This is a genomic window from bacterium (assembly GCA_017744355.1).
Classification (GTDB): Bacteria; Cyanobacteriota; Sericytochromatia; order S15B-MN24; family UBA4093; genus JAGIBK01.
Map to the genome: position 1 here is coordinate 596130 of JAGIBK010000002.1, position 18690 is coordinate 614819.

17 protein-coding genes are annotated in these 18690 nt (G+C 68.7%); 5 read left to right on the forward strand and 12 right to left on the reverse strand.

Annotated features, from left to right (window positions below):
- Positions 1 to 69: 69 nt before the first annotated feature.
- Complete coding sequence (locus J7643_08345; protein ID MBO9540586.1) at positions 70 to 1638, reverse strand: YdiU family protein; 1569 nt, start codon at positions 1636 to 1638, stop codon at positions 70 to 72.
- Positions 1639 to 1641: 3 nt separating this feature from the next.
- Entirely contained in the window at positions 1642 to 2637 is a 996-nt protein-coding gene (locus J7643_08350; GenBank protein ID MBO9540587.1) for an LLM class flavin-dependent oxidoreductase, read from the reverse strand.
- Positions 2638 to 2829: 192 nt separating this feature from the next.
- Between J7643_08350 and J7643_08355 the strand changes: the two genes are divergently transcribed.
- Positions 2830 to 3222 carry a VOC family protein gene (locus J7643_08355; GenBank protein MBO9540588.1) on the forward strand — a complete coding sequence of 131 codons (393 nt, stop codon included), beginning with the start codon at positions 2830 to 2832 and terminating at the stop codon, positions 3220 to 3222.
- On the opposite strand, the gene J7643_08360 is transcribed toward J7643_08355, so the two are convergent.
- Positions 3219 to 4484, reverse strand: a complete 1266-nt coding sequence (locus J7643_08360) for a GAF domain-containing protein (protein MBO9540589.1) — start codon at positions 4482 to 4484, stop codon at positions 3219 to 3221. The genes J7643_08355 and J7643_08360 overlap by 4 nt on opposite strands.
- 277 nt (positions 4485 to 4761) lie before the next feature.
- On the opposite strand from J7643_08360, the gene J7643_08365 reads away from it, so the two are divergent.
- Positions 4762 to 6171 carry a hypothetical protein gene (locus tag J7643_08365; GenBank protein ID MBO9540590.1) on the forward strand — a complete coding sequence of 470 codons (1410 nt, stop codon included), beginning with the start codon at positions 4762 to 4764 and terminating at the stop codon, positions 6169 to 6171.
- Positions 6172 to 6287: 116 nt separating this feature from the next.
- Here the strand turns inward: J7643_08365 and J7643_08370 are convergent, their stop codons facing one another.
- Positions 6288 to 7523: an acetyl-CoA C-acetyltransferase gene (locus tag J7643_08370; GenBank protein MBO9540591.1), complete on the reverse strand. Its 1236-nt coding sequence runs from the start codon at positions 7521 to 7523 to the stop codon at positions 6288 to 6290.
- Positions 7524 to 7673: 150 nt separating this feature from the next.
- Here J7643_08370 and J7643_08375 point away from each other — a divergent pair, with 150 nt between their 5' ends.
- Positions 7674 to 9671 (forward strand): M13 family metallopeptidase, encoded by a 1998-nt coding sequence (locus tag J7643_08375; GenBank protein ID MBO9540592.1) that lies wholly within the window; start codon positions 7674 to 7676, stop codon positions 9669 to 9671.
- Positions 9672 to 9724: 53 nt separating this feature from the next.
- On the opposite strand, the gene J7643_08380 is transcribed toward J7643_08375, so the two are convergent.
- The 8 genes from J7643_08380 to J7643_08415 all read right to left on the reverse strand — a co-directional run bounded on the left by J7643_08380 (position 9725) and on the right by J7643_08415 (position 17024).
- Positions 9725 to 10873: a glycosyltransferase gene (locus J7643_08380; GenBank protein MBO9540593.1), complete on the reverse strand. Its 1149-nt coding sequence runs from the start codon at positions 10871 to 10873 to the stop codon at positions 9725 to 9727.
- Complete coding sequence (locus J7643_08385) at positions 10870 to 11643, reverse strand: lysophospholipid acyltransferase family protein (protein ID MBO9540594.1); 774 nt, start codon at positions 11641 to 11643, stop codon at positions 10870 to 10872. Before J7643_08385 ends, J7643_08380 begins: the two co-directional genes overlap by 4 nt.
- Positions 11640 to 13121 (reverse strand): phytoene desaturase, encoded by a 1482-nt coding sequence (crtI, locus tag J7643_08390; protein ID MBO9540595.1) that lies wholly within the window; start codon positions 13119 to 13121, stop codon positions 11640 to 11642. Before crtI ends, J7643_08385 begins: the two co-directional genes overlap by 4 nt.
- Positions 13118 to 13387, reverse strand: coding sequence for a response regulator transcription factor (locus tag J7643_08395; GenBank protein MBO9540596.1), 270 nt, complete (start codon positions 13385 to 13387; stop codon positions 13118 to 13120). The genes crtI and J7643_08395 overlap by 4 nt, the downstream gene beginning before the upstream one ends.
- 71 nt (positions 13388 to 13458) lie before the next feature.
- Complete coding sequence (locus tag J7643_08400) at positions 13459 to 14079, reverse strand: response regulator transcription factor (protein MBO9540597.1); 621 nt, start codon at positions 14077 to 14079, stop codon at positions 13459 to 13461.
- A 41-nt stretch (positions 14080 to 14120) separates the two neighbouring features.
- On the reverse strand, positions 14121 to 15692 hold the full coding sequence (locus J7643_08405) for a PAS domain S-box protein (protein MBO9540598.1): 1572 nt from the start codon (positions 15690 to 15692) through the stop codon (positions 14121 to 14123).
- Positions 15689 to 16342 carry a cobalamin-dependent protein gene (locus J7643_08410; protein MBO9540599.1) on the reverse strand — a complete coding sequence of 218 codons (654 nt, stop codon included), beginning with the start codon at positions 16340 to 16342 and terminating at the stop codon, positions 15689 to 15691. The genes J7643_08405 and J7643_08410 overlap by 4 nt, the downstream gene beginning before the upstream one ends.
- Before the next feature lie 4 nt (positions 16343 to 16346).
- Positions 16347 to 17024, reverse strand: coding sequence for a tetratricopeptide repeat protein (locus tag J7643_08415; protein MBO9540600.1), 678 nt, complete (start codon positions 17022 to 17024; stop codon positions 16347 to 16349).
- 184 nt (positions 17025 to 17208) lie between these two features.
- Here J7643_08415 and J7643_08420 point away from each other — a divergent pair, with 184 nt between their 5' ends.
- Positions 17209 to 18171, forward strand: coding sequence for a phytoene/squalene synthase family protein (locus J7643_08420; protein MBO9540601.1), 963 nt, complete (start codon positions 17209 to 17211; stop codon positions 18169 to 18171).
- A gap of 4 nt (positions 18172 to 18175) precedes the next feature.
- Positions 18176 to 18643: a DUF2269 family protein gene (locus tag J7643_08425; protein ID MBO9540602.1), complete on the forward strand. Its 468-nt coding sequence runs from the start codon at positions 18176 to 18178 to the stop codon at positions 18641 to 18643.
- Positions 18644 to 18690 lie beyond the last annotated feature (47 nt).

Here is an 18690-nt window from a genome sequence, read left to right on the forward strand (position 1 = left end):
AAGCTCGGACGTAAGCTAAGCAGGTTACCCCTGTGTTTCCCCGCCGTCAATAGCCGCCAGGCTGGCCCCTTACGAGCTGCACGAGAGCATCGAGCATCCCGCCCGATGGCGCGCCCATTCCGGCCGGCGCTGCGCGAAGCGCGCTTGGTCCGGCTGGTCCTCGTAGGGCCGGCGCAGCACCTCGAGCAGCTCTCGGATGAGCGATTCATCCCCCTGCTCGGCCAGATCGATCGCTTGCTGGGCCAGGTAGTTGCGCAAGACGTAGCGCGGGTTCGCGCTCTTCATCCGCGCCTGCCGTTCGGTCGGCGTAGATGGGTCGCGCTCGCAGCGCGCGGCGTAGCGTTTCAGCCAAGCCAGGAACGCCGGTTCGGCATCCGCCATCTTGGTTGGGTCGTAAAAGGCTTCGTGAAACGGCGCCAGCGAGGGTGCTGCGAGGTCGACGTCGCTCAGGGCGCGGAAGAACAGGGTCATGTCGACTTCGGCCCGATGGAGCAAGGCGTGCAATACCTCCATCAGCTCGATGTCTTCGTCGAGGCAGTCGGCGAGGCCCAGCTTGGCCGCGATGTTTTCGCGGTTGGCTTGGTCGAAGGCCTCGACGTAGCGCGTCAAGCCGGCATAGAGCGGTTCGACGGACGGGAAGAGCGGGGCCAGCGCATTCGCGAGCCGCCCCAGGTTCCAGTAGGCGATCTGGGGCTGCTGGCCGAAACGGTAGCGACGCTCCTGCGCATCGGTCGTGTTGGGGGTCCAGTCGGGATCGAAGGCGTCGATCCAGCCGTACGGCCCGTAATCGAGGGTGAGGCCGAGGATGGACATGTTGTCGGTGTTCATCACCCCGTGGACGAAGCCGACCCGCATCCAGTGGGCGACCATCTGCGCGGTGCGCTCGCACACCTGGGCGAAGAAAGCCGCGCGCCGCTCGTCGGTGCTCACGTCTTCGGTGGCGAGGCCTGGGAAGTCGCGCCGGATCGTGAAGTCGACCAGTCGCGCGAGCAGGTCCGTCTCGCCGCGCGACGCGGGCAGCTCGAAGCTGCCGAAGCGGATGAAAGACGGCGAAACGCGGCAGACGATCGCACCTGGCTCGGGCCGGGGGTGGCCGTCGTAGAGCATGTCCCGCACGACCTCGTCACCGGTTGCGACGAGGCTGAGCGCGCGGGTGGTCGGCACGCCGAGGTGGTGCATCGCCTCGCTACACAAGAACTCGCGAACCGACGAGCGCAGCACGGCCCGACCGTCGCCGCGGCGCGAGTAAGGTGTTGGGCCCGCGCCCTTGAGCTGTAGCTCCCAGCGCTCGCCCTGAGCGTTGAGGGTTTCGCCGAGCGTGATCGCCCGCCCGTCTCCGAGTTGCCCGGCCCAGTGGCCGAACTGGTGCCCGCCGTAGTTCGCCGCATAGGGCTGCATGCCGTCGAGCAGCGCGTTCCCGCCGAAGACCTGTGCAAACTCCGGCGAGGCGATCGCTTCGGGCGCAATGCCGAGCAGAGCGATGACTTCAGAAGAGGCTGCGATCAGGCGCGGGGCGCGCACGGGCGTAGGAGAAACCCGCGAGTGAAGGGCCCCCTGGACCTGGCGTCGGCGCAGGCTTTCTTCCGGATCACCGGGCAAGTCGCGGACAAAGGCGTTGTCGAAGCGTAGATGTTGCATGGGTCAGGCCATTCTCTCGGGGTGGCAGGCCTCGGCGATGAGCTCGAATGAGCGCAGTCGCGCGGCGTGCTCGAAGATGTGCGAGGTGACGATGAGCTCGTCGGCGCCCGTCTGGGCGATGAGGCTTTCCAGGCCGGAGCGAACGGTCTCGGGCGTGCCGATGACCGATACCGCGAGGGGGCCGTTTGCAAGGGCCTGCCGATCCGTCCATCCCTCGGTCGCATTCTCCAAGGGCGGTGGCAGCGGGCCGGGGCGACCGCGTTGCAGCATGGCGAACATCTGCTGGATAGAGGTGGACAGCCGCCAGGCCTCGGCGTCGGTATCGGCTGCGAACACGTTGACGGCGACCATGGCGTGGGGCTTCGAGAGCGCTTCGGATGGCTTGAACTCAGCACGATACAGCCGCAAGGCAGCCAGCAGGTAGTCGGGGGCGAAGTGCGAAGCGAACGCGAAAGGCAGCCCGTACTCGGCGGCCAGTCGTGCGCTGAACAGACTGGATCCCAGCAGCCAGAGCGGCACGTTCAGGCCCGCGCCCGGCACGGCTCGTACCGCCTGGCCCGGCTCGGCGGGGCGAAAATAGCCCTGCAACTCGAGGACGTCCTCAGGGAAGCTGTCGGCGCTGCCCGCCAGGTATCGGCGCAGCGCGCGGGCCGTGGCCTGGTCGGTGCCAGGGGCGCGTCCCAGGCCCAGATCGATCCGGTCCGGGTAGAGCGTTGCCAGGGTGCCGAATTGCTCGGCGATCACCAGAGGGGAGTGATTGGGCAGCATGATGCCGCCTGCGCCGACGCGGATGGTCGAGGTGCCGCCGGCGACGTGGCCGATGACCACGGCGGTGGCGGCACTCGCGATGCCCGTCATGTTGTGGTGCTCGGCCAGCCAGTAGCGATGGTAGCCCCAGCGTTCGGCCTGCCGCGCCAGGTCGAGCGTGTTGCGCAGGGACTGGGCAGCCGTGCCGCCCAGCACGATGGGCGCGAGATCGAGAACCGAAAGGGGGACCATGGTAAAAACCTGCTTTCACGCGAGGCGGCTCGAAGCGGGACCCTGGCCGGGTTGGCGGCCGGGTGGCCCCTACACTCTAGAGAGAGCTCCACCTTGTGGTCAAGCGAGACCCCGCACACGGCCAGTGCGTCGCTCGGCGCGACGATGTCCGGCCGATTGTTTCGCCGATGAGCGTGTACGATGAAAGCTCGCTTGCCAGACGCCGTTTATTTTGGAGGAAGCATGATCCGAGGTATCCATGGACTCTTTTATTCGTCGGACCCCGAGGCGACGCGGGCGTTCTTCCGGGACAAGGTGAAGCTGCCCGGGAGCGACGTCGGGGAGGGGTGGTGGATCTTCGATTTCAAGGAAGGGGACCTGGGCGTTCACCCGGTGGATGATCCGAGCAGCGCGGGGGATCACGACATCTCGTTCTACTGCGACGACATTCATGGGACGGTCGCCGATCTGAAGTCGCGCGGGGTCGAGTTCACGACGGACGTCCAGGCCCGCGGCTATGGCCAGGTGACCTATTTCACCGCCCCTGGCGGCATCACCGTCCAGCTCTACGAGCCGCGGTACAAGAAGGGCGCTTCGAATACCTAAGGGTTTGCCAGCCTGGATTCGGGCAGGCTGAAGAAGAACGTGGCGCCCTCGCCGGGGGCGGAGTGGGCCCATACGCGGCCGCCGTGGTGCTCGATGATGCGCTTGACGGTCGCAAGCCCCACCCCGGTCCCGGCGAAGGGCGTGGCCGTGGCGAGCCGCTCGAAGGGCGTGAAGAGACGTTCGGCGTCCTGCATGTCGAATCCGACCCCGCGATCGCGCACGTAGAAGACCTGCTCGCCCACAGCTTCCGTCCGGCCCACGTCGAGGTAGGCGATCGGGGCATCACCCGAGAACTTGACGGCGTTCGAGACGAGGTTCTCCAGCACGCCGTGGATCAGGCTGCGATCGCACTCGGCGCGCAGATCGGCATCGATTCGCAGCTTGATACGGCGCTCGGGATGCAGGGCGCTCTGCTCGGCGACCAGTTCCTGGACCAGGGCCGTGAGGTCCACCTCCTCGCGGTGGAGCTCGGTGCGCCTGGACTGGCCCAAGAGCAGGTAATCGGCGATGCGCTTGCCCATGCGCGTGACCTCCCGCTGGATTCCTTCCAGGTACTGGTGGCCGCTCGCAGGCAGGATATCGTCGAATTGCTCGGCCAGGATCTCCGCGTACCCCGCGATCGCCGTGAGGGGGGTGCGAAGGTCGTGCGAGACGGAGTAGCTGAAGGCTTCGAGCTCGCGGTTGATGCTTTCGAGCTCGGCGGTGCGCTCGCGCACCCGCCATTCGAGTTCGGTGACGAGGGTCGCGTTTTCGATGGCCACGGCCGTCGTATCCGCCAGGATCTGCAAGAGCCGGATCTCGGCGTTGCTCGCTCGATGCGTCGAGGCCCAGTACGCCCCGATGGCCCCGATCGGGCTCTCTTGGCGGATGGGGACCATGACCAGGCTCTTGACGAAGGTGGGGGCGTAGGCGTCCACGGGGATGCGCGGGTCCTCGTAGATGTCCGTGATGGCGACGGCCTCGCGATGGAGCATGGCCCAGCCGCTGATGCAGCTCTCCATCGGAAAGCGTAGCCCCTTCCAGAGCGGGCTGATCGCATCTTCGTCCGCGTAGAAGCAGCAGTCCCCTTCGCGTAGGACGAAGGTCGCCCCATCGGCCCCCACCAGCGCCCTGGCGGCTCGCTTGACGATGGCCTGGATCTCCTGGATGCTGCGGGCCTGCGAGAGCTTCTGCACGACCGTGACGAGTCGCGAGGCGATGGCGCCATCCGCCAAAGCATCGAACGGGGCTTCGCTCCCACCTGCCGGGTCGAAATCCTGCATGGTGTCACCCTCCTCCGGTCGTTGGGGTCTCCGAGTGAAGGTGATGACTATATCTTTTATGATATAAATCACCTTCTTATTTGGTATCACAGAAACCTGCCGAGCAAAATAGGCCAGCGAGCATTTGCCGATGCCGCCGCCTCCTTCTCCCGGCTCATGGCGCGCCGATCGCCTGCCGCCATCCAAGATGGCTGAAAACCTTTGCCCCTCTAGCGCTTGTTCGTTGGCCCCTTGATGACGAAGATAGCAAGCGAGCCTCAGAGGCGAAGGAGGCATGATGCGTCGCTATCTTCTGTCGTTTTCCATCGGAGTCGGCTTGGTGGCGCTCGGGTGTCACCAAGCGCAGAACTCGCCCCCGCAGCCCACTCCGCCCCCGGTCGTGTCGCTCCCCAAGAGCGCCGTTCGCCTGGATGTGATGGGCTCGAGCTCTTACGAGCGCCTGGACGTGCGGGTGGACGAATTGGGCCCCCAGGGGCGCGGGCTGCTCGCGTCGGGCTCCTACGCTCCGGCCCAGGTCCCCTCGGCTTTCGCGCTCGACTCGCTCAAGCCCGAGCACGTCTATCAGGTGACGGCGATCGCCCGCGAGGGGGCGGGCACGCTCGCCGTCGCGTCGGCGAGCATCGACTTCCGCGGCCGGAGCGTGGTCGCCACCCAGTCCCTTGAGCTGTTCGTTCCCTTCCGGCTCGAGACCGTGGCGGGGGCAGGCGGAGCCGGGGGGTACGCCGACGGCATGGGCACCGGCGCCCGCTTCAACGCTCCGGCAGGTCTGGCGAGCGACGCGAGCGGCAGCGTCTACATCGCTGATACGGGCAACCGCTTGATTCGCATGTTGGATGCGTCCGGCAGCATCACGACCTTCGCCGGCATCCCGTACTCCCAGACCGCGACGCAGTCCGAGGAGATCTCGCCGCAGGCCTTCTTGGCTCCCTACGGGGTCAGCCTCGCTCGCGACGGCCGGGTCCTGGTGGCGGACCAGGGTCGCAACCAGATTCGCGCCATCACCCGGGGCGGCATCGGCCGGTTCGGCGTGGTCGGCGACTTCGCAGGCCAGCTGGGCTTTACCTCGTTCGCGTCGGGCAGCGCTCAGACCGCCATTTTCAACAAGCCGATGGGCGTGGCGGTCCTGCCAGACGGGACGGTGGCCGTCACGGATACCGAGAACCACCTGATCCGGGCCGTCACCGTGAATGGGCAGGTCGTCGAGCTCGCCGGGATGTACGTGCCCTACTCGTCGGGAGGCTTCATCAACGCGACGGGCTTGCAGGCCGCCTTCAGGCAGCCGACGGGGATCGTGTCGGACGCCAAGGGCAACCTCTACATCGCGGATACGGGCAACCACTGCATCCGCAAGCTCACGCCCCAGGGTCAGGTGACCACCTACGCGGGGCTGGCAGGGACGGCTGGCTACGCGGACGGCGACGCGACGACGGCCAAGTTCAACCGGCCCACGAGCGTTGCGCTCGACCGTCATGGGCAGCTGTTCGTGGCGGACAGCGGCAACCACTGTATCCGGATGGTCACGCCGTCAGGGGAGGTCATGACGGCTGCAGGCCAAGGAGGCAGCGCGGGCTTCAGCGACGGGCGCGGCGCAAACCGCCTGCGCGAGCCTTACGGGGTCGCGCTCGGGGTCGGGGACCAGATCTACGTCTCCGATCGCGGCAACAACGCCATCCGCAGGATGCGCTGAGACGCCCCGCCGGCCCCGAGCCTCAAGGCTCGGGGCCGGCGGGTTTCGTGCGCCTGAGAACCGTATCGTTCAAGGCAGGCCCGTGGTCACCACGGGCCTGCCTTGGTCGGAGATGCTTAGACCCGCTCGATGACCGTGGCGATGCCCTGGCCGCCCCCGATGCACATGGTGATGAGCGCCGTGCCGAGCCCGCGCCGCTCCAGCTCATCCAGGGCGGTGCCCAAGAGCATGGCGCCGGTGGCGCCGAGGGGATGGCCGAGGGCGATCGCGCCCCCGTTGACGTTGACCTTCGCAGGGTCCAATTCGAGGGCGCGCATCACCTGGAGCACCACCGAGGCGAAGGCCTCGTTGATCTCCCAGAGGTCCACGTCCTCGGGGCGCATGCCGGCGGCCTTGAGCGCCTTGCGGGTGGCGGGCTCGGGGCCGGTCAGCATCAGGACCGGTTCGGAGCCCTGGGTGGCCATGGCCCGGATGCGAGCGCGCGGCTTGAGGCCATGGTTCTTCACGTAAGCCTCGGAGGCCAGGAGCACGGCGGCGGCACCGTCCGCAAGGCCGCTCGAGTTGCCCGCCGTGTGGACGTGCCGGATGGCACCCGCCTGGGGGTAGCGCAGCAGCGCCAGCTGGTCCAGGGTCTCGCCGGCAGGCCCGAGCGCCATGGCGCCCATGGCCTCGAAGGACGCCTTGAGCTCGCCGAGCCCTTCGAGGGTGGTCTCGGACCGGGGCAGCTCGTCGGCTGCTAGGGCGATCGCGCCGCTCAGCGGATCGCGCACGCTCACCAGGCTACGTGCGAAGCGCCCGTCCCGGATGGCCTCGGCCGCGCGCGCCTGGGACGAGAGGGCGTAGCGGTCCGCGTCCTCGCGCGAGAAGCCTTCGAGGGTCGCGATCAGATCGGCGCTGATGCCCTGGGGGACCTGGACGAGCTGCTGACGCAGCGTCGGGTTGTTGCCGTCCAGCCCGCCCTGGTCCGTGCCGAGCGGCACCAGGGACATGCTCTCGACGCCGCCAGCGACCACCAGCTCCTGGACGCCCGCCATGACGCCCATGGCGGCGAAGTTGACGGCCTGGAGGCCCGACGAGCAGAAGCGGTTGAGGGTCACCCCCGTCACCTCCTGGGGCCAGCCGGCCGTCAGGACCGCGTTGCGGGCGAGGTTCGCCCCCTGCACTCCCACCTGGGAGACGCAGCCGACGATCACGTCCTCCACGTCCGCCGCGGCGACCCCTTGCCGCTCGACCAGCGGCTGGAGGACCTGGGCGAGCAGCTCCTGGGGATGGATGCGGCTGAGGGCCCCCTTCTCGGCCTTGCCGCGACCGCGCGGGGTGCGCAGGGCGTCCACGATGTAGGCGTTCGACACGACTTGGCTCCTTTGCTTGGACGGTCACGATCCGATCTTACCCCAAGCGCGGCCTTTCGCCCGGATCGTGCCCCTCTTTCCCCGCGATGGCGTCAGGGAGGATAGAATGGAGCGATTACCGTCCCCCCGTTCGTAGGAGATGCCCTTATCTTGAAGCAACGCACCTTCCTGGCGATCGCTTTGCTCGCCGCTCTCTGCGCCCCCGCCCTGGCTCAGCCCGTCGAGGGCGGCGATCCCGCCGTCCGGGCGCAGGACGATCTCTTCCGCCACGTCAACGGCGCCTGGCTCGACGCCACCGCGATCCCCGGCGACAAGCGCTCGTACGGCACCTTCATGCTGCTGCGCGAGAAGTCCGAAGTGGACGTGCGCGCCCTCCTCGAGGCCGCGGCGGCCACGCCCGGCACCGACCGCAACAGCCGCCTGATCGGCGACTTCTACGCCGCCTTGTTGGACGAGAAGACCGCCGAGACCCGGGGCCTCGCCGCCCTCAAGGCCGACCTCACGCGCATCGCGGGCCTCAAGCGCCTCGACGACGTGGCCACCGAGCTTGCTCACCTGCTTGCGATCGGCGTGCCTGGCCCCGTGGTGGCCGGCGTCGATGCGGACCCCAAGAATCCCCTCACCAACGTCGTGTTCTGGGCCCAGTCGGGCCTGGGCATGCCCGATCGGGACTACTACCTCAAGCAGGGCCCCGAGGCCGAGTCGCTTCGCGCGGCTTACCTGGCCTACCTGAGCGAGATCAACCGCCTGGCGAAGATTCCCTCGCCGGAGGCTGCCGCCAAGAAGACCCTCGCCTTCGAGACGGCTCTGGCCGAGCTGCACTGGACGACGGTCGATCGCCGCGACGCGCTGAAGACCTACAACCCCGCCCCGCGCGCCACCTGGGCCAAGGACTACCCCGCCTTCCCCTGGGAGCGCTTCGCCCAGGCTCTCGGCATGCCGAGCAAGTCCGGCGCCATCGTGATGGAGCCCAGCTACTTCAAGGGCTTCGCCAAGCTCGCCGCCAAGACCTCCATGGCCGACTGGAAGGCCTACCTGACCAGCCGCATGCTCGACAACTACGCCGAGTACCTGGGCAAGCCCTACCAGCAGGCCTACTATCGCTTCAAGGGCGAGCGCCTGCAGGGCCTCCAGGCCATGCCCCCGCGCTGGCGCATGGCGGTCGGCATGACGAGCGACGCTTTGGGTGAAGCCATCGGGGCGCGCTATGTTGCCAAGCACTTCCCGGTCGAGGCCAAGGCGCGCATGCAGACCCTGGTCTCGAACCTGCTCGCGGTCTACCGCGAGAGCCTCGAGAACCTCTCCTGGATGACCCCCGAGACCCGCAAGGCCGCCCTCGACAAGCTCTCCAAGTTCTCGGTCAAGATCGGCTACCCCGACCAGTGGCGCGGTTACGACGGCCTGGTCGTGCGCCGCGACGACGCCATCGGCAACATCATGCGCGCAAGCCGCTTCGCCTTCGGGCGCGACATGGCCGAGGCCGGCAAGCCCGTCGATCGCGCGCGTTGGCACATGACGCCTCAGACGGTGAACGCCTACTACAACCCCCTGGGCAACGAGATCGTCTTCCCCGCCGCCATCCTGCAGCCTCCCTTCTTCGATCCCAAGGCTGACGACGCCTACAACTACGGCGCCATCGGCGCGGTGATCGGCCACGAGATCAGCCACGGCTTCGACGACCAGGGCCGCCACTACGACGGCGACGGTCGCCTGCGTGACTGGTGGACCGAGGGCGACCAGGCGGCCTTCGAGGCCAAGGCCGGGCGCCTCATCGCCCAGTACGACTCCTACGAGCCGCTGCCCGGCGAGCGCGTCAACGGGCGCCTGACCCTCGGCGAGAACATCGCGGACCTGACGGGGGTGGCCATGGCCCTCAAGGCCTATCACCGCTCGCTCGGCGATCGCCCCGCCGCGAGCCTCGACGGCTTGACGCCCGACCAGCGCTTCTTCTACGGCTATGCCCGCGTCTGGCGCTCCAAGAGCCGCGACGAGTGGCTCAAGACGCGCCTGCTCTCGGATCCCCACTCGCCCGAGCAGTTCCGGACCAACGGCGTGGTGACGAACCTGGACGCCTTCTATGACGCCTTCGGCCTCAAGATGGGCGACAAGCTCTTCAAGCGCCCCGAGGACCGTATCCGCATCTGGTAAGCGGATTTTTCCAAACGCACCGCCCCGAGGTCATCCTCGGGGCGGTGCGCCGTTTAAGGATCGAGGGTGGGATCCGAGCCTGCTGCGGGGCCGTAGGTGCGGCCCTTCCAGGGGGCGGATCGTCCGGATCGGGCGTAAGCGAACGAACGCAGGGCGATCAGGATCAGCGCCGCCATGGCCAAGGGGTGGAGGACGACCGTCAAGAGCGCCTGGCGGAGCCTCAGGGCGATGGCCAGGCGCATCCCGAGGCCCAGCGCGATCGCCGCGAGGCTCGCAACGCCACCCCAGGGCAGGGTGAGCCAGGGCCACATGAAGCACCCGAACAACATTGCGAGGGCCCCCCAGAAGCTGCTCGCGCTGCCCCCGAAGGCCGGGTAGAGGTTCTTGGAAAAGCCCAGGTAAGCTTCTTTCCAGCTCCGGTACATACGGCAGGCGACAAGCCCCGTGCCATCGGCGATCGAAAGGCGCTCGCCCGCCGCCTTGATGTTGCGCGCCAGCTGGATGTCCTCGACCAGCGCGCCACGCACGGCTGCATGCCCGCCGATTTTTTGGTAGGCCCCTTTCCGAAAGAGCATGAACTGTCCGTTGGCCGCCGAGAGACTGGGCAGCTTGAATTGTGCGGCGAGGCGCATGGGCAGGAAGCAGAGCAGGATGAAGGAGAGAAGCGGGACGGTGAGGCGCTCGCCGAGGGTCTTCGTCTCCTGTTCGGGGAAGAGTGACAGCAGCCCGGCCTCGTTCGCCACCAGGGCGCTCACGGCGCTCGCCAGCGCGTCCGGGGCGAGCCGCACATCGGCGTCGACGAAGAGCAAGAGGTCCCCCTCGGCGCTCTGGCTCAGCTGGTGGCAGGCGTAGCACTTGCCCGTCCAGCCAAGAGGTAGCGGCGCGCCTTCGAGCAGGCGCACGCGCGGATCTGCGGCCGCATGGCGCCTGACGATCCGCGGGGTCTCGTCCGTCGAGGCGTCATCGAGCACCTGGATCTCGAACGACGGGTAGTGCTGGGCTCTCAGCGACCCGAGGCAGGCGTCCAGGACTGCGGCTTCGTTGCGCGCAGGCACCAGCACCGAGACCCGCGGCGCGTCGGGTGGGGCCTTGATGGGGGGGAGCCGACGGAAATGCGAAAGGTTGTCCGCAAGCACCCCCGCGAGGGCCGCGAGCGGAAACAAGAGCGCGATTTGCAGCGCCGCGAGGGCCGAAGCGCTCATACGCCGTTGCGCGGGTCGAATTCGGCGGGGTCCATGAGGCCCAGCCGGACCCGCCAGGCATCGAGGCGCCGGTTGAAGGACATGGGGCCGCTGACGAGTGGCAAAAAGGCGTCCAGCGTCTCTTGGCGGATCGCGCCGTTGAGTTCGTCGAGCAGGGCGCTCACCTCGGCCTCCATCCGGGCGCTGAGGGCGCGGGGGCCTGCCTCGCGCGCGCCCTCGCTCAGCAGGTAGGGCTCGCCGATCAGGATCAGCGCCTGGGGCTTTTCTTCGTGCAGGAACTCGTAACGCATCGCAACGGGGCAGATCCGGACCCGCTCCAGGCGCAGGGCGAGCCGTGCGGCTCCGGTCTCGAAGGCGAGGGGGCGCACGTCGTTCGGGCGCAGGCGCCCCTGCGGGAAGATCCAGAGCGCGGTGGACGGCTGCGCCATCAGCTCGGCGGCATGCACGAGGCTCGCACGGGCGGAGCGCGGGTGAGCCCGGTCCACCCCGAAGGCCCCGAGCCGCGTGAAGAAGCGGTAGCGCCGCAGATGGCGCTCTTCCATCATGACGTGGAAGCGCCTGTCCATGAGGCGGTGGGTCACGAGCATGGCCATGAAGCCGTCCCACCAGTTGCTGTGGTTGGCGATCACCAGGGTCGGAACCGCCGGGTCCCAGTTTGCAAGGCGCTCGGCGCCCGCGACGCGCACGTCGTAGAAGCGGCGCGGCACCGCCCAATCGAGGTAGCGCAAGAAGGCCGCCTCCACTCCTGGGTGATTGTTCGCGCGGATCATCGCCCTTGCTCCGCGGCGATCCGCTCGCTCACGAGCTTGGCCGAGAGCAGCACCATGGGCACGCCGCCGCCCGGGTGGGTGTTGGCGCCCACGAAGTAGACGTTGCCTAGCTGAGTATGGCGGTTGTGGGGCCTGAAGTAGCCCACCTGGTTCAAGTGGTGGGTGTAGCCGAACGGCGCACCGAAGCCCACCTGAAGCTGGTCTCGGAAGTCCTGGGGGCTGAACCGGCGCTCAAAGCGGATCCGGCCGCGCAGCTCGCCGTACCCCGCCTCGCGCAGCCGATCGAGCATGCGCTCGCGCAGCAGCGGTCCCTCTTGCGCCCAATCCGAGAGCTGACCCAGGTGCGGCACCATGGTCAGGGCGTAGAGGGTCTGGCAGCCGGGCGGAGCCAGGGCCGGCTCGGTCACGCTCGGCGAGCAGACGTAGAGGAAGAGGTCGTCCGGGATTGCCCCTTCCTGGCAAAGCGTCCGGTACGCCCGGTGAGTGTCGGCAGGAAGGTGGATGTTGTGGTGGTGGGCGTCGGGAAGCTGGCCTTCGATCCCGAGATAGAGCAGGTAGACTGAGGCCCCGACCCGCAGGAAGCGCTGGGTGAGCGGTGCCTCGCCCGGGAGCAGGCGATCGTAGGCCACCGGCACGTCGGCGTTGAGCACCACCACGTCGGCTTCGAGCCGGCTCTCGTCGGCAAGGCGCACGGCCGTGGCGCGCGCGCCGCGGGTCTCGATCCGCGCGACGTCCGCGCCGTAGCGCAGTTCGACCCCGCGCGCCTCGCACAGGGCCGCCAGGGCGCGAGGGATGCTCGCCATGCCCCCTTGGGGGTACCAGATCCCCTCGGCGATCTCGAGGTAGGCGAGCATGGCGTAAAGCGCCGGGCTGTCGTAGGGCGACATGCCCAGGTAGAGGGTCTGGAAGCCGAAGGCGTCCTTGAGTCGGCGATCGTTGAAGTAGCGCCCCAGGTGGGCGTCCAGGGCGCCGCGAGCAACCAGCCCGAAGGCCTCGTTCGGCGGGATGGGGGCGGTGACGTAGTCGAAGAGGGTCTTGAAGTTGCGTTCGAGCACGCCGCGCCGGCCGGCGCGGTACGCCGAGCCGGTCTCGCTCAGCAGGCGCTTGAAGCGAACGCCCGCCCCGGGTTCGAGCCGATCCACCTCGCCGGCCATGGCGTCGGGGTCCGGGTGGAAGCTCAGGTGCTCGCCGTCCGCGAAGCGCACGACGTAGTTGGGGTCGAGGCGCCTCAGCTGCAAGTGGTCCTCGGTGCGCTCGCCGACCAGCTCGAGGAGGGCGTCGAGCACGTCCCGCATCACGAGCAGGGTGGGCCCCGCGTCCATGGCGAAGCCCTCGCCCTCGATCCGGTGGCAGCGGCCGCCGGGACCATCACGCCGTTCGAGCACCGTCACCCGGTAGCCTGCGTGGGCGAGCCGCAGGGCGGTCGCGAGGCCGCCGAGGCCCGCGCCGACCACGATGGCCGTCTTGGGGGCGCTCACGGCCGCGGACCCTCGACGCCGATCTGCAGCGTGAGGGTGGGATGCTGGCGCAGGATCAGGGTCCGGGCGTTGGCGTTGCGCAAGAGGGCCGAGTCGGGGTCGAAGACCACGACCTCAGGGGCGAGGGTGCGGGCCTGCAGCAGGCACGAGGCGAGGTCGGTGACGTGGCCGACGACCTCGCAGGCGCCATGCTGCTCGAGGCGCGTCGCCAGCGCCCGCGCCTTGAAAAGGGTATCCGCAACAATCAGCACGCGCGATTTGATCATGGTGGGTCGGTCTTGCTCCTGACCTCAGCATGTCAAATCCCTCGCGATGATCCATCCTCCGTGAGGATGAATCACCCTAGCTTGAGCAGGCCCCGGTGCAGGGCCTGGATGACCGCCTGGGCGCGGTCCTCCACGTCCAGGCGCTGGAGGATGTGGCGCACGTGCGTTTTGACGGTCGCCAGCGAGATGATGAGCTTCTCGGCGATCTCCTGGTTGCTGAGCCCTTCGCCCAGCAGTTGCAGCACCTCTTGCTCGCGCTCGCTGAGCACTCCCGCCTGGGCGGCGTCGACGCGCAGCTGGGCCTCGCCCGAGTCGAGGCGACGATCCAGCACGTGGCGTGCGACGGCCCCGTCGAGCCAGACGGTGCCCTGGTGAACGGCGCGCACGGCTGCTGCCAGGCGCTCCTCCGAGAGGTCCTTGAGGCAGTAGGCCTCGGCACCGGCGCGTAGGGCAGCGAGCACCTTGTGCTCGTCGTCGTACGAGGTCAAGACCAGAACTCGCGGCGCACCTTCCTGGCCGCGGATGCGGGCCGTCGCTTCGAGCCCGTCCATCTTCGGCAGGCCGAGGTCCATCACCACCACGTCGGGGGAAAGCGCCTCCACCTTGGCGAGGGCCTCCAGGCCGTCGCCCGCCTCGCCCACCACCCGGATGTCCTCGGCCTTCTCGAGCGAGATGCGCAGGCCCAGGCGCATGAGGGTGTGGTCTTCGACCAACAGGACCGAGATGGGCTGATTCACGTGACATCCTCCGTTGCAGTGGCACTCATGAGCTGGAACCAGAAAGTCGCCCCTTGGCCCGGTGCGCTCTCGACGCCGATCTCGCCTCCGTGGGCGACCAGGATCTGGCGGCACAGGTAGAGCCCCAGCCCGGAGCCGCCCGCTCGGGGGCGCGGCTGCACGAAGCGCCCGAACAAGAGGCCCTGCTCGTCGGTGCTGAGGCCCGGCCCCTCGTCGGTGACGCGGACGCACAGCCTATCCGCCTGGGTCTCGGCCGAGAGGCGCACGGTGCCGCCGTGGGGACTGTGGGCGATCGCGTTGGAGAGCAGGTTGATCAGCACCCGCTTGAGCTCGAGCGCATCGGCGAAGGCCGCGGCCTCTTCTGGCAGGTGCGTCTCCAGCCGGACCTTGGCGGCTTCGAACAGGGGGGTGAGCTCGTTGGCGCAGCGCCGCGCGAGGGGCGCGAGGGCGACCGGTTCGAGCACGAGCTCCTTCTGGCCGCCCTCGTAGCGGTAGACGTCGACCAGCGAGTTGATCATGGCGAGCAGGTCCTGGTGGCTGTCCAGGATGGCCTGGCTGACCTCGGCCTGGGCGGGGGCGAGGGGGCCGAAGCGGTCGTCCTTCAGGTGCCCGAGGGCCTTGATGGCTGCGAGCACCGGGGTGCGCAGGTCGTGGACCAGGGTGGCGATGAAGTCCTCGCGCTGGCGCTCGATGGACTTGAAGAGGCTGTTGTCCCGCACCACCAGCACCCAGCTGTCGGCCCCTTCGCCCGAGAGGGGGGCCATGGAGACCGACACCGGGGTGCTCTGAGCGGACAGGGCGTGATCCAGCTCGAACTCTCGGTAGTGGTGGGCCCGCAGGGAGGCGACGTCGAGGCCGGGCAGCAGCTGGGAGAGGCTCATCCCCCTCAGCACCGAGGCGGCGACACCCGCCAGGTGCGCCATGGCCATGTTGGCGTCCTGGATCCGGCCCTCGGCGTCGGCGGTGACGATCCCGTCGGCCGACGAGTGGAGGATGGCCTCCACGCGTTGCTTCTCGGCGGCGAGTTGGCGGGTGCGCTCTTGCACGCGGGTTTCGAGGGTGCGGTTGATCTCGACCAGCTCCTGCGTGCGCTCGGCCACGAGGCGTTCGAGCACCTGGTTCTGGAAGTCGATGGCCGCGTTGGCCTCGATCAGGCGCATGGTCGCCCGCAGCTGGGCGCTCGCATCGTGCAGGATCACGATCACCGCCCCCGACTCGCCGGAGGGGGCGGGGAAGGCCGTGAGGGTCAAGAGGTGCATGGCCTCTCCCGGCGCGTCGACGAAGTTGAGCTCCCAGCCGTTGGTGAAGCCGCGCTCGGCGGTCTGCGCCAGCAGGCGCTGGACCTTCGGCCAGGAATACGGATCGATCAGGGTCTTGAGCGAGGCCGAATCGAGCGTCTCGCGCGCTCGCCCGAGCAGGGTTGCGGCCGTCTCGTTCGCGCAGAGGATGACCCCTTCGGGGTCGAGCATGAGGACGGCCTCGGGCGAGTCGGCGTAGCGCGCAGCGAAGAAGGCGCGGCGCCGAGCCGCATCCCAAGCGCGTCGGGTGCGCCCCAGGCTGCGGGTCACGGTGCCTCCTGGGCGACGGCAGGAGAGAGCGCACGCACGTAGGCGAGCAGCTCACGGCCGTCGCAGGCCGCCTGGTCCGCGCCGATCCGCATGGCGACCCCGGGGTCCCGTCGGAAGGGAGCACCCCCGACCACCACCGGGATCGCTCGGAGCTCGGGGACGGCGCGCAGGGCGGCGATGGTGCGCGCGGTGGCCGCCACGTGCGAGTCCATGGTGGCCGAGAGCCCGACGAGCGACGGCTTCAGGCGCTTGACGAAGTGCACGAGCGGCTCGGCGGGCATGTTCGCGCCGAGAGTGACGACCTGCCAGCCTGCTTCGTTCAGGAGCAGGCCGATCATCTGCTGACCGATCCGGTGGTCTTCGCCCGCGACCGAAGCGAGCACCGCCACCGGGGCGACAGGGCCGGGCGGGGCCAGGCGCTCGCCGAGTTCGGAGAGCAGGTGCTCGACGATGGAGCTCACCAGGTGCTCGTCGGCGATGCTCAACTCGTTCGAGAGCCAGCGATCGCCGACCTCGACCAGGGCGGGCTCGAGCACCTCGAAGCAGAGGCGTTCGAGGTCGTAGCCCGAAGCGAGCAGGTCGCGCAGGCAGGCGCGGGCGCCGGGGCGATCGCCTGCGAGGGCGGCTTCGAGGAAAGGCGCATGGACCACGGCGCTAGCCTGCCTCTCGCTTGGCGAGGCGATCCCTCAAGGCCTGGGCCGAGCGATCGCGCGGGTTGCGTTGCAGGATGCCATCGGCGACGGCGCGGGCCTTGGCGAGCTGGCCCGTCTGCTCGTAAGCGACGGCGAGCAGGTTCGCCGTCTCGGGGTCGTAGGCCTTGGCGTGCAGCCCTTCGAGGCGCCTGACGGCCGCTTGCGGGTCCCCGCCGAAAAGGCGCGGAGTGAACAGGGAGTTGAGGGACTCGGCGATGGCGGTGCGCCGATCGTCGGGGGCGTGCTCGCGCAGGTACTGGAGCGGGTCACGGGTCTTGAGGGCGAAGGTCCAGTCCGCCGCGCTCAGCTGGCCGTACAGCTTGAAGAGCAGGAAGTGCGAGGCGACGAGGTCCTCGCGGGCCCGGATGGCATCCAGGAGGGCGGCGACGGCCCGCCTGGCGAGCTGGACCGCCTCGTCCTGCCGAGCGTCGGTCGAGAGCACCAGGGCCTCGGCGGCGAGCAGCTCCGCGCGCTGGTAGGCGGTGGCGCGATCGCCGAGGCCCTCGCGGACCTTCGCGATGGCGCCTTGCGAGTAGCGCGCGGCGGCCTCGTCGAGCCCCGGCGTCTCGAAGGCACGGGCCGAAAGGCATCCGCTGAACCACATGACGCCTGCCAACAGCGCCCCACCCCACCTGTGCACCTTGCTCCTCCTTGCTCGCTTCCACCTTGGAGAGCTGCCCCAATTGTACCCGCCAGGCGGATTCTCGGGGTCCATCGACGGGCGGAATCCCGCCTCATCCCATGGGAGGATGCCGGGAGACCGGTACGTTGCTAACCTACCACGAGGCCCGCATCGGCCCGTCAGACCCATCAGGAGGCTTGCCATGTCCAAGACATCGGGGACGGACCCCGCGCTCCCGTATCACAACGCCCTCGCGGAGAGTCGCGCCCTCTGCCGTACCATGGCGAGCACCCACGGCAAGAGCTTCTACTTCGCCTCGTTCTTCTTGCCGCCTGCGTGCCGGGTCGCCATGTACGCCCTCTACGCCTTCTGCCGCACCGCCGATGACCTGGTGGACCGCGCTGACGGCCGTGATCCGGCCTTGGTGCGCGCCGAGCTCGCCGAGGTCCGCGCCACCCTTACCTCGATCTACGACGGCCTCAACCCCGCCGGTGCCTACTGGCCCGCCCTCACCGACGCGATCCGGCGCTACCGCGTCCCCATCCGGCCGTTCCTCGATTTGCTGGACGGGGTCGAGATGGACCTGGACCGGAGCCGCTACCGCACCTTCGAGGAGCTGGAGGGGTACTGCTACCGGGTGGCCTCGACGGTGGGGCTGATGCTCTGTCACGTCTTCGGTTTCCGGGACGCGAGTGCGCTGCCTTACGCCGCCGAGATGGGCAAGGCCATGCAGCTGACGAACATCCTGCGCGACGTGGCCGAGGATCTGCGCTTGGGGCGCCTCTACTTGCCGCAGGCGGAGCTTGCGGCGTTCGGGGTCGACGAAGAGGACCTGCGCGCGGGCCGGATGACCCCCGCGATTCGCGCCCTCATGCGCTACCAGGTGGAGCGCGCGCGGGCCCTCTATCGCCACGCCCACCAGGGGGTCGAGTACCTGGACAACCCCTTCTCACGCTTCACGGCGCACCTGATGGGCCGGATCTACGGTGCCATCCTGGACGAAATCGAGCGCCGGGACCACGACGTCCTCAGCGCGCGCGCCTTCGTGAGCACCCCGCGCAAGATCGCGCTCCTCGCCGCCTGTGTTCGCGACCTCGTCCGCCCCCACCGCGCGGGCCGCGCCCCGGAGCCGGTCCCGTTCACCTTCCCCGATCCCGCTCACTGACGCGATGACGGCACTCTGGCTCAAGTTCTTCCACCTGGTCGGCGTCGTCCTGATGCTGGGCAACGTCATCGTGACCGGCTTCTGGAACTTCAAGGCGGTGCGCTCGCGTCATCTGGCCGTCATCGCCTTCGCCCAGCGCGAGGTCATGTGGGCGGATGCCTTCTTGACCTTGGTCGGCGGCACGCTGATCACCATCAGCGGGATCCTGCTCGCCCTGGACCGAGGCTATCCCTTCTGGGCCACCCGCTGGTTGTACGGGGGCGTCTTCCTGCTCGGCCTCTCTACCCTGCTGTGGCTCGCGGTCCTGCTGCCTTGCCAGGATCGCCTGGTCAGGCTCTCGCGTGAGGCGCTTTCGACCGGTACGCTGAGCCCGCGCTTCGCGCCGGTCTTCGTCGTCTGGAACGTGGTCGGCTGGTTCGCCACCCTCCTGCTCCTGGCAGCCCTGGGCTTGATGGTCGTCAAGCCCCTCTAAGCGCCTTCCCCTTCAAGCTCAAAGGACCGCTCGTCAGGTACGAGCGG